Origin of the sequence: Streptomyces sp. NPDC003023, assembly GCF_042888225.1 — a bacterium.
In the GTDB taxonomy this organism is placed as follows: Bacteria; Actinomycetota; Actinomycetes; order Streptomycetales; family Streptomycetaceae; genus Streptomyces.
In genome coordinates, this window is record NZ_JBIAPL010000016.1 from 37,877 (window position 1) to 52,910 (window position 15,034).

A 15,034-nucleotide genomic window follows, 5' to 3' on the forward strand; every position below is an offset into this window, starting at 1 on the left:
GCTCCAACCGCACTTTTCCGCACATCCCTCCGGGCCCGAGGAGTCACGCCGTGGACCCGGTGATCGTGGTCGGCGCAGGCCCGGTCGGACTCGCGCTCTCCCTCGCCCTCGCCGCGCAGGGCGTCCCCACCGTCGTGCTCGACGAGGGCAACGGCAAGGACGAACCACGGCCCGCGCGCACCGTCGTGCTGCGCCCGGACACCGCCGCTCTGATGGAGCGGCTCGGCTGCGGGACCGTGCACGACGAAGGCACCCGGTGGACCGGCTGGCGGTCGATGCTGCGCAAGCAGGACCTGCGGCAACTGCCTCTCGGCGACGGCGAAGCCCCCACCGCGCCAATCCACATCCCCCAGCACAGTCTCGCCCGCGGACTGCGCGACGCCGCCGGGGAGCACCGACTGGTACGACTGGTGACCGACAGCCGCCTCGACTCGCTCGAACAGGACGCCGGAGGGGTCGGCGTGCACACCAGAGGGCCCTCCCCCACCTGGTGGCGGGGAAGTTACGTGGTGGGCTGCGACGGCGCCAGGTCCACCGTGCGCAAACTCCTCGGCATCCGCTTCCCGGGCCGTACGGCGGTCGAACGCCACGCCGTGGCCGCGCTGCGCACCGAACTGCCCTGGCCGGGCGAGGCGGTGCTGCACCGTCAGCCGCCGTGGAACTCGGGCGGCGACGAGATCACCGCCCGCCCGCTCCCCGACGGGATCTGGCGGCTGGACTGGCTGCTCCCTCCGCGCGGCGAGCTGGTCACCCCGGAGGCACTGGTGGCGCGGGTCCGCGACACGCTGGCGGGCTGGTGCGGCCGGACACCACCGTACGAACTGCTCGACACGGGGGTCCACACCCTTCATCACCGGCTCGCCCGCCGCTGGCGCGTCGATCGGGCGTTTCTCGCCGGCGACGCGGCCCACCTGCTGGGGGCGCTCGGCACCCAGGGGCTCGACGAAGGGCTGCGGGACGTGGACAACCTGGCCTGGAAGCTGGCGCAGGCGTGGCATCACGGTGCGTCCGAGACGCTGCTCGACAGCTACCAGGCGGAGCGGCGCACCGCCGTCGCCGCGCGGCTGCGCGCCGCCGACCAGTCGCTGCCGATACTGCGCAGCGGCAGCGGGCTGCGCATGTACCTCCCGGGAGCGGCGCGTGGGCACGACGCGATGCTCACCGACGCCCATCTCGGTCAGGGCGCGCTCGGGGCACCACCCGTCCACGCGCACTCCCCCCTCACCCCGGAGCCCACCGGCCCGCAGACTCTCGCCGGCACGGAGCCCGGCGCACCCGTGGCCGACGTACCGGTGACGGCGCCCGACGGCACTTCCACCCGCCTGCGGGACCGGCTGGGCCAGGGGCGTCTGCTCGTCGTCCTGGTGGCACCGGGCACGGGGGTGTGGGACCGGCGTCACTGGGTCGGCGCGGGCATCATGCCCCGGTTGGCGACGGCCGTGTCAGGGCTGCCGGTCCGGGCGGAACTGCTGGTGACGGAGAGCTTCCCCGGGGCCTCCGCACACACCGTGCTGCTGGTACGGCCCGACGGGCATCTGGTGGCCGCCTTCGCGGGGGTGCGGCCCGCCGAGCTGTACGCCGCCGCCGACACCGCCCGAGGAGGCGAACCCTCGGCGGCGGGAACCGACCGTACTGCGGGCATCGATTGATTCCCGATGGCCGCCGGGTTCAGCGACGGGAGGAGGACTGGCAGTGAGTGGACCGCTGGGGATCGACGACTACTTGGAGCAGGTGCGGCAGGATCTCGAACGGGTCGGTCCCGAGGAGGCTTTCGAGGCCGCAGTCGGCGGAGCCCTGCTGGTGGACATCCGCTACCAGGCGCTGCGCGAGCGCGACGGTCTGATTCCGGGAGCGCTGGTCGTGGAACGCAACGAGCTGGAGTGGCGGCTGGACCCGCAGGGCAGTCACCGCGTCCCGGAGGCGGTCGGTCATGGCCTGCGGATCGTGGTGATCTGCGACGAGGGCTACGCCTCCTCCCTCGCGGCGGCATCCCTGCACCGGGTGGGGCTGCGGCATGCGACCGACCTCGTCGGAGGCTTCCAGGCCTGGAAGGCGGCGGGACTGCCGGTATCGCCGTAGGTCGGTGGGACCGCCGGTCACTCCGTACGCCGACCGGAATCCCGGTCGCCCGTACGCCCACCCGACCGCCGTTCCCGCGCCGGCCGACCTGGCTGCCGTGCCGCCGTGGGCCGGTCAGACCGCCGGTCACTCGCACGCCGACCGGACCGCCGTTCCCACCGTAAGCCGTCGGCAATCCCGGTCGCCCGTAGACCGGCCGGCTCATCGCCGGCACGGACGTCGGTCTCCGCACATCCCGGACGGCGACTCGTCTTCATGCGGCCCGCTGCTAGAAGCCCGCCTCGTCCAAGTCCGTCGTGTCCTCGCCCTCTTCCTCCAGCGCGCGCCTGACCACCCGCAGGGCCATCCCCTCCGAGTAACCCTTGCGTGCCAGCATCCCGGCCAGGCGCCTCAGCCGGCGGTCCCGGTCCAGGCCCCTGGTGGAGCGCAGCTTCCGCGCCACCAACTCGCGCGCGGTCGCCTCCTCCTGATCGGAATCGAGCTGCCCCACGGCCTCGTCGATGAGCACGGAGTCCACGCCCTTGGTGCGCAGCTCCCTCGCCAGAGCCCGCCGGGCGAGGCCCCGGCCGTGGTGCCGGGACTCGACCCACGCGTCCGCGAACGCGGCGTCGTTGATCAGTCCCACGTCCTCGAAGCGGGAGAGGACCTCGTCGGCCACCTCCGGGGGGATCTCCCGTTTGTGCAGCGCGTCCGCGAGCTGCTTGCGGGTGCGCGGAGTCCCGGTGAGCAGGCGCAGGCAGATGGCCCGCGCCCGCTCCGCCGGATCCTTGGGTGACAGCTCCTTCTCGGCCCTCGACGAGTCGGGGCTGTCACCCGGCCATTCGGTTCGCCGGGCAGCCACGGACTACGCCTTGGCCGCCGCCGTCTTGGCCGACTTGGCCTTGCCGGCGGGCGCGGGCACGGACTTCGCCGCGTCCTCGGCCGGGGCAGCGACAGCCGCGTCCGCACCGGGCTCCGCCGCCGGGGCCTCCGGCCTGACACCGACGCCGAGCTTCTCCTTGATCTTCTTCTCGATCTCGTTGGCGAGATCGGGGTTGTCCTTCAGGAAGTTACGGGCGTTCTCCTTGCCCTGGCCGAGCTGGTCGCCCTCGTACGTGTACCAGGCGCCGGCCTTGCGGACGAAGCCGTGCTCCACGCCCATGTCGATCAGACCGCCCTCACGGCTGATGCCCTGGCCGTAGAGGATGTCGAACTCGGCCTGCTTGAAGGGCGGGGCGACCTTGTTCTTGACGACCTTGACGCGGGTCCTGTTGCCGACCGCGTCGGTGCCGTCCTTGAGCGTCTCGATACGACGGATGTCCAGACGCACGGAGGCGTAGAACTTCAGCGCCCGGCCACCGGTCGTGGTCTCCGGGGAGCCGAACATCACACCGATCTTCTCGCGGAGCTGGTTGATGAAGATCGCGGTGGTCTTGGACTGGTTCAGCGCACTGGTGATCTTCCGGAGCGCCTGGCTCATCAGCCGCGCCTGGAGACCGACGTGCGAGTCGCCCATCTCACCCTCGATCTCCGCCTTGGGCACGAGGGCCGCGACGGAGTCGATGACGATCAGGTCGAGCGCGCCCGAGCGGACGAGCATGTCGACGATCTCGAGCGCCTGCTCGCCGTTGTCCGGCTGGGACAGGATGAGGTTGTCGATGTCGACGCCGAGCTTCTTCGCGTACTCCGGGTCGAGGGCGTGCTCCGCGTCCACGAAGGCCACGGCCCCGCCTGCCTTCTGGGCGTTCGCCACGGCGTGCAGCGTGAGGGTCGTCTTACCGGAGGACTCCGGCCCGTACACCTCCACCACGCGGCCGCGCGGCAGGCCGCCGACGCCGAGGGCGACGTCGAGTGCGGTCGACCCGGTGGGGATCACCTCGATGGGCTCGTTCGGCCGCTCGCCCAGGCGCATCACCGCGCCCTTGCCGAATTGGCGTTCAATCTGTGCGAGCGCGGCGTCGAGCGCCTTCTCGCGGTCGGTTCCTGCCATGGGTTCCACCCGATTTGCTTGTGTCGATCGCTTCACGTCAAAGACGCTAACCCCTGCCACTGACAATGGGCCCCGCCGTCCCGCCGGCCTGTGGACAACTCGAGGTATCGAGGGCCGGGATTCCATAAGAATGGATGTTCGATTTTACTGTCAAGCGCACCACGCGGGCCCGTGTCACGCGGTCCGCGGGCGCTGACACCCCACCGATGACGAGTGGCCCCTCGCCTCCGCTGTCCCGTTCCACTGAGGTCCGATCGCTGTCGCTGACGGTCGCTGCCCCGTAGGTTCGTGCGGCGGAACAAGAGTGCCGGCCATGTTCAGGTGTGAGGGGTCACAGGTGGCAGAGACTGATCTGGAGCTGAGCGACGGTCGCAGGCTGCACGTCTACGACACCGGCGCGGGCGACTCCGACAACCGCCTCGTCGTCTTCTGGCATCACGGCACACCGAACATCGGCGCACCTCCCGAGCCCCTCTTCCCTGCCGCCGACCGGCTCGGCATCCGCTGGGTGTCGTACGACCGTCCCGGATACGGCGGATCGACCCCGCGCCCGGGCCGGAACGTGGCATCGGTGGCTGCCGACGTCGCCCGTATCGCCGATGAGCTCGGCATCGACCGGTTCGCGGTCATGGGACATTCCGGTGGCGGTCCGCACGCCTTGGCGTGCGGCGCCCTGCTGCCGGAGCGTGTCCTCGGCGTGGTCTCCGTGGCGGGCCTGGCTCCGTTCGGGGCCCAAGGACTCGACTGGTTCGCGGGCATGACGGACTCCGGCGCGGCTTCCCTGCGTGCTGCCGCCGAGGGGCGCGCGGCCAAGGAGACCTACGAGGCGAGTGCCGAGTACGACCCGGAAATGTTCACTCCGGCCGACCATGCCGCCCTCTCCGGGGACTGGTCCTGGTTCGGCACCGTCGTCGGCCCGGCCGTGGAGGCCGGCCCGGGCGGGCTGATCGACGACGACCTCGCGTACGTCGCTCCGTGGGGGTTCGACCCGTCGCAGGTCGTCGCTCCGGTCCTCTTCCTTCACGGTGGCCGGGACCGGATCGTGCCCGGCTCACACAGCCAGTGGCTCGCGAGTCGTTGCCCGAGGGCAGAACTGCGGTCGAGTCCGGCCGACGGCCACATCTCCGTGCTCAGGGCCGGCGCGGCCGCCATGGACTGGCTCGCGGAGCACTCCGGCGGCTGACGAACCCGACGCGACGGGGCGAGACGCCGGCCTGATCGCTCGATGGCACGCGCTCGGTGTTCACCGGTTCACCGGTTCACCGGTGAACGGGCACGGAACGCGGTGCTCGGCCTCAGGACTCCGCGTCGGCCGGTGCAGGCGCGGCGCCGGACCCGCTCTCCGAAGCCGGCGGCCCGGTCCGGCCGCTCCCGAGTGCGTTGCGCACCCGTTCGAGCGCCCGGCCGCTGTGCCGGCTGTGACTGTGGACCCGCGGGTCGTCGGTCACGGCGTACCGCTTCACGTACGCGCCGAGGAACGCCTGGAGGGTCGCCACCGCCGGGATCGCGATCAGCGCGCCGACAGCTCCCAGCAGCGCGGTTCCCGCGACCACCGAACCGAAGGCCACCGCCGGGTGGATGTCGACCGTCCTCGCGGTGAGCTTCGGCTGCAGAACGTAGTTCTCGAACTGCTGGTAGACCACGACGAAGCCGAGGACCCACACGGCGTACCAGGGGTCGACGGTGAACGCGATCAGCATCGGCAGCGCGCCCGCCAGGTAGGTGCCGATCGTCGGGATGAACTGCGAGACCAGGCCGACCCAGACCGCGAGGGCCGGTGCGTAGGGCACCTCGAGGATCTCCAGCAGGACGAAGTGCGCGGCCCCCGAGATCAGCGCCATCAGTCCGCGTGAGTAGAGGTACCCGCCGGTCTTGTCGACCGCGATCTCCCAGGCCCGCAGAACCTCCGTCTGCTTGGCGGGAGGCAGCACGGAGCACAGGGCACGGCGCAGCCGGGGCCCGTCGGCCGCGAAGTAGAACGAGAAGAGGAAGATCGTCAGCAGCTTGAACAGGCCACCTAGCACGGTCGCCGAGACGTCCAGCACCCCGGTCGCACTGTTCTGCACGTATTTCTGCAGCCAGTCGGAGCGCAGCAGACTGTCCTGGACCTCCACCCTGGAGAGTTCCGTGTCGAAGGTGCCGTTGATCCAGCGGATGACCGAGTCGAGGTACTTGGGGAACTCCTCGACCATCTCGACGATCTGGCCGGCCAGCATCGAGCCGAGCAGTACGACGAATCCCACCCCCGCGACCAGTACCGCGAAGAAGACCAGGAAGGTGGCAAGGCCGCGGCGCATACCGCGGGCCGCCATCCGCCCCACCGCGGGCTCGATCGCGAGCGCCAGGAAGAAGGCGATCAGAACGTTGATCAGGAGGCCGATGAGCTGGTGGAAAGCCCAGCTGCCGAGCTGGAAGCAGGCGTAGAGAGCGAGCGCCAGGATCAGTGCGCGCGGCAGCCAGCGCGGCATCCGGGCCGGACCGCCGCCGCCGGCCTCCGGCCCGGGAGGCGGGGCCGCCTGCGGTGGGGTGGGCGCGGCGGTGCCCTGTGCGGGGATTCCCACTGAGGCGTCGTCCGACGCGACCGCGTCACACGCGGTCGTCTCGTCAGCGGTCATGTCGTCAGCGGTCCCGTCCTGTGCGGTGTGGTCCTGCGAAGTGTCCCCCGGCGTCCCGAGCCGTCCCGACTCTCACCGCTTGTCCGCAGGGATGTCCACGGCGGCGCAGACGGCGCGCCAGACATCCTTGGCCTCCCAGCCCGCGGCAAGCGCCTCATGGATCGTACGGCCGCCGAGTTCGGCCATCACATGGTCCCGTGCGAAGGAGTCGGCGTAGGCGGCACCGAAGTGGTCCGCCATGCGCTCCCAGAAAATCGTCAACCGCATGACCCCAGTATCCCGCTCCCGAGTGTGCGGCCCCGTCCGTTCGCCTTGCCGAAAGCCCTTTCCGCTCTACGGTCGGGACATGGCTGGAATCGGAGCAACCACCACCCCCTCCCCCGCGTCGCCCTCTCCGCTCGCACGCGCCGAGCACTTCATCTGGCTGACGGCCCGGGTGCTCGAGCAGCGGCGGTTCGCGCACCACTTCCTCGGCGGCGGCTCCGACGCGGTGGAGACGGCGCTGGCCGCCTACCTCAACGAGGACGGCGGATACGGCCACGGCCTCGAACCCGATCTGCGCGGCCCCGTCAGCCAGCCCCTGCACACGGGGCATGCCCTGCGCGTTCTGGACTCCATCGACCGCTGCTGCGGTCTCAGGGTGGAGCGGATGTGCCGCTACCTCACGGGCGTGTCCACGCGGGACGGCGCCCTGCCGGCCGTCCACCCCTCGCAGCGCGCCTACCCCGCGGCCCCGTTCCTCCCGATCCTCGACGACCCGCCGAGCGAACTGCTCGCGACGGGCCCTGTGGTCGGCATCCTGCACCGCAACCAGGTCTGGCACGCCTGGCTGTTCCGGGCCACGGACTTCTGCTGGTCGGCCGTCGACTCGATCGAGAAGTCGCATCCCTACGAGATCGAGGCGGCGGTCGCTTTCCTGGACGGCGTGCCAGACCGTCCGCGAGCGGAGGCCGCGGCGGAACGGCTCGGCCGGATCGTGCGCGAGCAGCGGCTCGTCGCACTGGATCCGACGCGACTGGACGACCAGCCCGTCGCGCCCGGCTACGCACCGGGTGAGCACCACTTCGCCCACGACTACGCCCGCAGGCCCGATTCGCTCGCGTTCCGCTGGTTCACCGACGAGGAGATCGACCGCTCACTGGAACACCTCGCGGGCGAGCAGCAGGAGGACGGTGGCTGGCCGATCCGTTGGCACCAGTGGGCCCCCGGCAGCGCCCTCGAGTCACGGCCGATCGTGACGATCGAGGCACTGCTGACCCTGCGGGCCTACGGGCACGCCATCGAGTGATGCGGGTGGGTGGCGGGTGACGACGCACCGCTCCCCTCACTCAGCACCTGGTACCGGCCACCGCGCAACGCCCTGAGCGAGTCACCCGCCCAGCGCCCGCACCCCCGCCGTCACGGCCACCGCCGCCCCCACGACCACGAGGAACGGTGCGCGCAGCAGCAGCGCGACCGCGGCGGCCCCGACCCCCGCGGCGCGCGCGTCGAGGACGAGCGACTGGCCCGTGCTGAAGGTCTGCTGCGCCGTCAGCGCGGCCAGCAGTGCGACGGGCAGCAGGGCGGCCAGCCGCTGCACGAGAGGACGCTCCAGTGTGTCGGCCGGCACCAGCAGGCCCACGAGCTTGACGAGATAGCAGCCGACCGCCGTCGCGGCGATCGCGATCCAGATGCTCATCGGTCCTGGTCCTTCCTCTTCGCGGGCCTCGACCGGTCCGCGCCTTCACCGATCGCCCGTCCCTTGAGCCACAACACCGCGGGTGCGGCCAGTGCTGCCACGAGCACCGGCACTCCGGCGGGCAGTACGGGCAGGAAACCGAGGCCGAGCAGCACCGCCAGCGCGGCCGCCGCCCGCTCGGTGGCCGTCCGCAGCATCGGCGCGAGCAGCGCGAGGAAGACCGCCGGGCCTGCCGCGTCGAGCCCCCATGCCTCGGTGTCCCCGATGGCCTCGGCACCGAGCGCCCCCAGCAGAGTGGTCAGGTTCCAGAGCACGTAGAGGGTCAGGCCTGTGACGGTGAACCCGAGGCGCACACTGCGCCTCGTGGGCTGCGCGAGGGCGACGGCGGTGGTCTCGTCGATGACCCAGTGCGCTGCGAGGGGCCGTACAAAACGGGGCAGCGCGAGCAGTTGCGACAGGCGCAGCCCGTAGAAGGCGTTGCGTATGCCGAGGAAGAAGGCCCCGGCCGCGGCGGCGAGCGGATTGCCGCCTGCGGCGAGCGCGCCCACCAGGGCGAACTGCGAGGCTCCGGTGAACACCAGCAGGCTGAGCGCGCAGGTCTGCAGGAGGGTCAGACCGGATCCGGCCGATGTGACACCGAAGGCGGAGCCGGAGAGCCCGACGGCGACGCCGACACCGAGTGCGTCCCTGACGACGGCGGAGTCGGGCTTGGGGGCCGGCCGTGACACGGCTCCTTCCGCGGCAGCGGACGACGCCTCCGCGTCACCTCGCGGTGCGCCGCCGTCCTCGGACGAGGTGTCGCCCGGTGCGGACGGGTCGTCGCCTGCCGCGGACGCGTGCCGGGCCGCCGACGCGTGCCTGGCCGCGGACGCGTCCCCGTGCCCCGGCGGCTGTCCTGCGACGGACACCGTGAGAGCGGCGCACGGCGTCTCTCCCCCGTGGCCGCCGGCGGCCATGCCTGGTCGAGCTGTCTGTTCTGCCACGCCCTGGAGACTACGCAGGGCTCTGGCCTGCGGTCTTGTACGTTCTTGCGCGCTCTCTGCGGTACGCCCCGGGCGTGACGCCGACGATGCGGGTGAAGTGGCGGTTCAGGTGCGGCTGGTCGGTGAAACCGACCGAGACCGCCGCCGCGGAAGGGGCCGTGCCGGCGTCCAGGAGGAGCCTGGCCCGCCGGACGCGCGCGTTGGTGAGCCAGGTGTGCGGCGGCATGCCGTAGGCGGCCTTGAAGGCACGCAGCAGCGCGAAGGGGCTCACGCCGAGCTCCTGTGCCAGCTCCTCCAGGGACGGCGGTTGTGTCATCCGCCGCTCCAGGAGCTGCTTCGCGGCTGCCGCGGTCCGCGCACCGGCCGCCGGGGGCGTGCGGCCCGGCAGGGACCGCCCGTGGCGGCGCAGCAGGGTGGCGACGGCGATGCGCAGGACACTGTCGGCGGCCAGGGCATTGCCCGCCTCTGCGGCGCGGTGCACCTCGTGCACGAGGCGGGCGGTGTCCGGATCCTCGACGATCGTCTCGGCGAACCCGGCGGTCCCGCGCAGGGTCGTCGTCTCCTCCGCGATCGCGGCGACGAGCTGCGAGGACGGATAGAGGGTGGAGTACACCCACCCTTCGGGCACACCGGCCCTGGCCGAGTGCGGCACCTCGGGGTTGATCATGACGACGGTGCCGGGCCGCGCCCGTACCGTGCCCTCCGGCAGCAGGACGTCCTCGATGCCGCGGCGTACCGCGCCGAGGACGAATCCTTCATGGCTGTGCCGGGGGAAGGAGTGGCGCACGTAGCGTGCCTGCAGCAGGTCGAGGCCGGGCACGCCCGGGTACTGCCAGTGCCGTGCCCACTCGCCCTTCCTGTCCGGCGCCGGGTCCTTCTCCATACCGCCATTCTGCTCCCGCCGCCGACCGGACGGGACGGCCGTCCATGCCCTGGACACGCCGTCCGGCCCGTTCGGACACGCCGTGCCGGCCCGCCTCGCCACGCCGCCCCGGCCCGCATTGTCAGTGGCCGGGTGCACGATGGTGGGCATGGCCAGGACTGCGCTCGACTCCTTCTCCCCCGCGACCCGGAGCTGGTTCACGGGGGCGTTCAGCGCGCCCACCGCCGCGCAGGAGGGGGCATGGAGGGCCATCGGCGAGGGCTCGGACGTGCTCGTGGTGGCGCCGACCGGCTCGGGCAAGACGCTGGCCGCCTTCCTTGCAGCCCTGGACCGGCTCGCCTCCACCCCTCCCCCGGCGGAGGCCAAGAAGCGCTGCCGCGTGCTGTACGTGTCACCGCTGAAGGCCCTCGCGGTCGACGTCGAGCGCAACCTCCGCAGTCCTCTCACCGGTATCAGGCAGGAGTCGGTGCGGCTCGGCCGGCCGGAGCCGGAGATCCGGGTCGGCATCCGCTCGGGCGACACTCCCGCGGCGGAGCGACGGTCGCTGGTCACCAGACCGCCGGACATTCTGATCACCACCCCCGAGTCGCTGTTCCTGATGCTCACCTCGTCGGCCAGGGACGCGCTGGCGGGCATCGAGACGGTGATCCTCGACGAGGTCCACGCCGTCGCGGGCACCAAGAGGGGCGCACATCTCGCCGTCTCGCTGGAGCGCCTCGACGGGCTGCTGCCCCGCCCGGCCCGCAGGATCGGTCTGTCGGCGACGGTCCGCCCGGTGGACGAGGTGGCCCGCTACCTGTCGCCGCAGCGCCGCGTGGAGATCGTCCAGCCGCCCTCCGGCAAGGAATTCGACCTCTCGGTCGTCGTCCCGGTCGAGGACCTCGGTGAGCTGGGGTCGCCCCCTCCCAGGGCAGGAGGAGGCTCGCCCTCCCCGGACACCGGCGACGGGGTCGCGGAGAAGCCGTCGATCTGGCCGCATGTCGAGGAACGCATCGCCGATCTCGTGCAGTCCCACCGTTCCACGATCGTCTTCGCCAACTCCCGCCGCCTGGCCGAGCGGCTGTGCAACCGCCTCAACGAGATCGCGTACGAGCGGGCCACCGGCGCCCCCATGCCCGAGGAAGCGCCGCCGGCCGAGATCATGGCGCAGTCCGGGGCGGCGCAGGGCGCCCCGCCGCTGCTCGCCCGCGCCCACCACGGGTCGGTGTCCAAGGAGCAGCGGGCCCTGGTCGAGGAGGACCTCAAGGCCGGCCGGCTCCCGGCGGTCGTCGCCACCTCCAGCCTCGAGCTGGGCATCGACATGGGCGCGGTGGACCTGGTCGTGCAGGTGGAGTCCCCGCCGTCGGTCGCCTCCGGTCTGCAGCGCGTCGGCCGCGCCGGCCACCAGGTGGGCGCGATCTCCACCGGGGTGGTGTTCCCCAAGTACCGTGGCGATCTGGTGCAGGCGGCCGTGGTCACGGAGCGGATGCGGACCGGCTCCATCGAGTCGCTGCGCATCCCGTCGAACCCGCTGGACGTGCTCGCCCAGCAGCTGGTGGCGATGGTCGCGCTGGACAGCTGGCAGTTCGACGACCTGCTGGCGCTGGTACGCCGCGCCGCGCCCTTCGCGTCACTCCCCGAGTCCGCCTTCACCGCCGTCCTCGACATGCTGGCCGGCCGCTACCCCTCGGACGCGTTCGCCGAGCTGCGTCCCCGGGTCGTCTGGGACCGGGTGGCAGGCACGGTCACCGGCCGTCCCGGGGCCCAGCGCCTCGCAGTCACGTCCGGCGGCACCATCCCGGACCGCGGCCTCTTCGGCGTCTTCCTCGCCGGCGCCGACCCGAAGAAGGGCGGCGGCCGGGTGGGAGAGCTCGACGAGGAGATGGTCTACGAGTCGCGGGTGGGCGATGTGTTCACCCTCGGCACCACCTCGTGGCGCATCGAGGACATCACCCGTGACCGCGTTCTGGTGTCCCCGGCCCCGGGGGTGCCCGGACGGCTCCCGTTCTGGAAGGGCGATCAGCTGGGCCGGCCGCTGGAGCTGGGGCGTGCGGTCGGTGCCTTCCTGCGCGAGGTCGGCGGCCTGTCCGCCGAGGACGGCCGGCTGCGTCTGCTGGCCGCCGGCCTGGACGCCTGGGCGGCGGACAACGTGCTCGCCTACCTCGACGAACAGCGGACGGCCTGCGGCCATGTGCCCGACGACCGCACGATCCTGGTGGAGCGCTTCCGCGACGAGCTGGGCGACTGGCGGGTCGTGATCCACTCACCGTTCGGCGCCCAGGTGCACGCCCCGTGGGCGCTGGCGCTGGGCGCCCGTCTCGCCGAGCGGTACGGCATGGACGCGCAGGTGATGCACGCCGACGACGGCATCGTGCTGCGGCTGCCCGACGCCGACCTGATGGGCCTCGACCTGCTCGACCAGGAGCCCGCCCCCACCGACGGGACGTTCGACAGCGAACAGGCACCCGTCGGCGCCGCCGACGCCGTCTTCGACAAGGGCGAGATCAGTCAGATCGTGACCGAGCAGGTCGGCGGCTCCGCCCTGTTCGCCTCCCGTTTCCGCGAATGCGCGGCCCGCGCGCTGCTGCTTCCCCGCCGCAGTCCCGGCAAGCGCACGCCGCTGTGGCAGCAGCGGCAGCGGGCATCCCAACTGCTGCAGGTCGCCGGCGAGTTCGGCTCGTTCCCGATCGTGCTCGAAGCGGTCCGCGAATGCCTTCAGGACGTCTTCGACGTACCGGGGCTCACCGAACTGATGGGTGACATCGAGTCCCGCCGGGTCCGCCTGGTCGAGGTCACCACGCACGAACCCTCACCCTTCGCCCGCTCACTGCTGTTCGGCTACGTGGCACAGTTCCTGTACGAGGGCGACTCCCCGCTCGCCGAGCGGCGGGCGGCTGCCCTGTCGCTGGACTCCCGGCTGCTGTCCGAGCTGCTCGGCCAGGCAGAGCTCCGTGAGCTGCTGGACGCGGACGTGCTCACCGAGCTCGAACGGGAACTGCAGTGGCTGACGGAGGATCGCCGGATCAAGGACGCCGAGGGGGTCGCCGACCTGCTGCGGGTGCTGGGTCCGCTGACCGACGCCGAGCTCGCCGAGCGCGGCAGCGCTCCCTCCTGGCCCGAGGAACTGGCCGGCTCGCGGCGTGCCATCCGGGTGCGTATCGCGGGCGCCGACCACTGGGCGGCGATCGAGGACGCGGGGCGGCTGCGCGACGCGCTGGGCACCGCACTTCCCGTGGGTGTCCCCGAGGCGTTCACGGAGCCCGTCAAGGACCCCTTCGGTGACCTGCTGGCCCGGTTCGCCCGTACGCACGGGCCCTTCACCTCGGCCCAGGCCGCCGCCCGCTTCGGTCTCGGCGCCGCCGTCACAGAGGGCGGCCTGCAGCGCCTCGCCGCGAGTGGCCGGGTCGTGCAGGGCGAGTTCCATCCCTCCGGCATCGGCCAGGAGTGGTGCGACGCGGCCGTGCTGCGCAGGCTGCGCAGGCGGTCGCTGGCAGCGCTCCGTCATGAGCTGGAGCCGGTGCCCCCCGGCGCGCTGGCCTCCTTCCTGCCCCAGTGGCAGCACATGGGCAACAACAGACTGCGCGGCATCGACGGCCTGGCCCGCGCCGTCGAACAGCTCCAGGGCGCCTCGGTGCCTGCCTCGGCCCTCGAGAAGCTGATCCTCCCGTCCCGCGTCTCCCACTACAGCAGCACCCTGCTCGACGAACTGACCACCACCGGCGAAGTGGTCTGGGCGGGCGCCGGTGCCCTCCCCGGCAAGGACGGCTGGGTGTCCCTCTACCTGGCGGACGCGGCGCCCCTGCTCCTGCCCCAGCCCCACCCCCTGGAGCTGACCGCGCTGCACGAATCGGTTCTCACCACCCTGTCCGGCGGCTACGGGCTGTTCTTCCGCCAGATCGCGGACCAGGTGCGGGCCACCACCCACCCCGAGGCGACCGATCCGCAACTGGCCGACGCCGTATGGGATCTGGCCTGGTCCGGCCGCCTCACCAACGACACCTTGGCCCCCCTGCGTGCCCTGCTCGGTTCGGGCCGTACGGCAGGGTCCACGGCCCACCGCGCCAAGCGCACCGTCCCCCGGGGCCGGTACGGCAGCCTCACGGCCGCCGCCCGCACCGCCTCCCGCACGGGCCCACCCACGGTGAGCGGCCGATGGTCCCTGCTGCCGGCGCTGGAGCCGGAGCCGACCCATCGGGCGCACGCCCTGGCACGGACCCTGCTGGACCGCCACGGCGTGGTGACGCGCGGAGCGGTGGCGGCGGAGGGTGTCGAAGGCGGATTCTCCGCCACGTACCGCGTCCTGTCGGCCTTCGAGGACAGCGGACAGGCACGCCGGGGTTACGTCGTGGAGGGGCTGGGCGCCGCCCAGTTCGCCATGGACGGCGCGGTCGACCGCCTGCGCGCGGCGTCCACCGCGCGGGACCGTGCGGAGGGCCAGGCGACACCGCGCGCGGTGGTCATGGCCGCTGCCGACCCGGCGAACGCGTACGGTGCCGCCCTGCCCTGGCCCGAGCCCCCGGAGGGCGCCGGGCACAAGCCCGGCCGCAAGGCCGGCTCCCTCGTGGTCCTTGTCGACGGTGAGCTGACCCTCTACATGGAGCGGGGCGGCAAGTCACTGCTGGCTTGGGCCACCGACCCCGATTCGCCGGCGCTCCACGCGGCTGCCGGGGCGCTTGCCGCCGCGGCCCGCGAGGGCGCGCTCGGCACCGTCACGGTGGAGCGGGCCAACGGGGCCCCGGCCCTGACGGCTCCCCTGGCCCGCTCCCTGGAGACGGCCGGTTTCCACGCCACGCCGAGAGGGCTGCGCCTGCGCCCGTGACCTGGTTCCCGCGCCCCGGTCGCCGACCC

The 15,034-nt window shown here is 72.4% G+C and carries 12 protein-coding genes; 5 read left to right on the plus strand and 7 right to left on the minus strand.

Annotation, left to right across the window (positions count from 1 at the left end; translation table 11 throughout):
* Positions 1 to 50 precede the first annotated feature (50 nt).
* Entirely contained in the window at positions 51 to 1,649 is a 1,599-nt protein-coding gene (locus tag ACFYV1_RS32845; protein ID WP_389399307.1) for an FAD-dependent monooxygenase, read from the plus strand.
* Between the two features lie 43 nt (positions 1,650 to 1,692).
* Complete coding sequence (locus ACFYV1_RS32850; protein WP_389399308.1) at positions 1,693 to 2,079, plus strand: rhodanese-like domain-containing protein; 387 nt, start codon at positions 1,693 to 1,695, stop codon at positions 2,077 to 2,079.
* Positions 2,080 to 2,347: 268 nt separating this feature from the next.
* Here ACFYV1_RS32850 and recX read toward each other — a convergent pair whose 3' ends face one another.
* Both recX and recA read right to left on the minus strand, forming a co-directional pair.
* On the minus strand, positions 2,348 to 2,920 hold the full coding sequence (recX, locus tag ACFYV1_RS32855) for a recombination regulator RecX (RefSeq protein WP_389399309.1): 573 nt from the start codon (positions 2,918 to 2,920) through the stop codon (positions 2,348 to 2,350).
* A gap of 3 nt (positions 2,921 to 2,923) precedes the next feature.
* The gene (gene recA / locus ACFYV1_RS32860) at positions 2,924 to 4,048 is read right to left on the minus strand and encodes a recombinase RecA (protein WP_389399310.1); all 1,125 of its coding nucleotides are present in this window, start codon (positions 4,046 to 4,048) and stop codon (positions 2,924 to 2,926) included.
* Positions 4,049 to 4,361: 313 nt separating this feature from the next.
* Between recA and ACFYV1_RS32865 the strand changes: the two genes are divergently transcribed.
* Entirely contained in the window at positions 4,362 to 5,231 is an 870-nt protein-coding gene (locus tag ACFYV1_RS32865; protein WP_389399311.1) for an alpha/beta fold hydrolase, read from the plus strand.
* A 112-nt stretch (positions 5,232 to 5,343) separates the two neighbouring features.
* On the opposite strand, the gene ACFYV1_RS32870 is transcribed toward ACFYV1_RS32865, so the two are convergent.
* Both ACFYV1_RS32870 and ACFYV1_RS32875 read right to left on the minus strand, forming a co-directional pair.
* Positions 5,344 to 6,516: an AI-2E family transporter gene (locus ACFYV1_RS32870; RefSeq protein ID WP_389399330.1), complete on the minus strand. Its 1,173-nt coding sequence runs from the start codon at positions 6,514 to 6,516 to the stop codon at positions 5,344 to 5,346.
* Between the two features lie 219 nt (positions 6,517 to 6,735).
* Entirely contained in the window at positions 6,736 to 6,930 is a 195-nt protein-coding gene (locus ACFYV1_RS32875) for a DUF3046 domain-containing protein (protein WP_389399312.1), read from the minus strand.
* Positions 6,931 to 7,009: 79 nt separating this feature from the next.
* On the opposite strand from ACFYV1_RS32875, the gene ACFYV1_RS32880 reads away from it, so the two are divergent.
* Positions 7,010 to 7,951 carry a hypothetical protein gene (locus ACFYV1_RS32880; RefSeq protein ID WP_389399313.1) on the plus strand — a complete coding sequence of 314 codons (942 nt, stop codon included), beginning with the start codon at positions 7,010 to 7,012 and terminating at the stop codon, positions 7,949 to 7,951.
* Between the two features lie 81 nt (positions 7,952 to 8,032).
* On the opposite strand, the gene ACFYV1_RS32885 is transcribed toward ACFYV1_RS32880, so the two are convergent.
* From ACFYV1_RS32885 to ACFYV1_RS32895, 3 genes are all read right to left on the minus strand, one after another.
* On the minus strand, positions 8,033 to 8,341 hold the full coding sequence (locus ACFYV1_RS32885; RefSeq protein ID WP_389399314.1) for an AzlD domain-containing protein: 309 nt from the start codon (positions 8,339 to 8,341) through the stop codon (positions 8,033 to 8,035).
* Positions 8,338 to 9,069, minus strand: coding sequence for an AzlC family ABC transporter permease (locus tag ACFYV1_RS32890; protein ID WP_389399331.1), 732 nt, complete (start codon positions 9,067 to 9,069; stop codon positions 8,338 to 8,340). The genes ACFYV1_RS32885 and ACFYV1_RS32890 overlap by 4 nt, the downstream gene beginning before the upstream one ends.
* A gap of 265 nt (positions 9,070 to 9,334) precedes the next feature.
* Positions 9,335 to 10,207 carry an AraC family transcriptional regulator gene (locus tag ACFYV1_RS32895; RefSeq protein ID WP_389399315.1) on the minus strand — a complete coding sequence of 291 codons (873 nt, stop codon included), beginning with the start codon at positions 10,205 to 10,207 and terminating at the stop codon, positions 9,335 to 9,337.
* A gap of 148 nt (positions 10,208 to 10,355) precedes the next feature.
* Here ACFYV1_RS32895 and ACFYV1_RS32900 point away from each other — a divergent pair, with 148 nt between their 5' ends.
* Complete coding sequence (locus ACFYV1_RS32900) at positions 10,356 to 15,005, plus strand: ATP-dependent helicase (RefSeq protein ID WP_389399316.1); 4,650 nt, start codon at positions 10,356 to 10,358, stop codon at positions 15,003 to 15,005.
* Positions 15,006 to 15,034 lie beyond the last annotated feature (29 nt).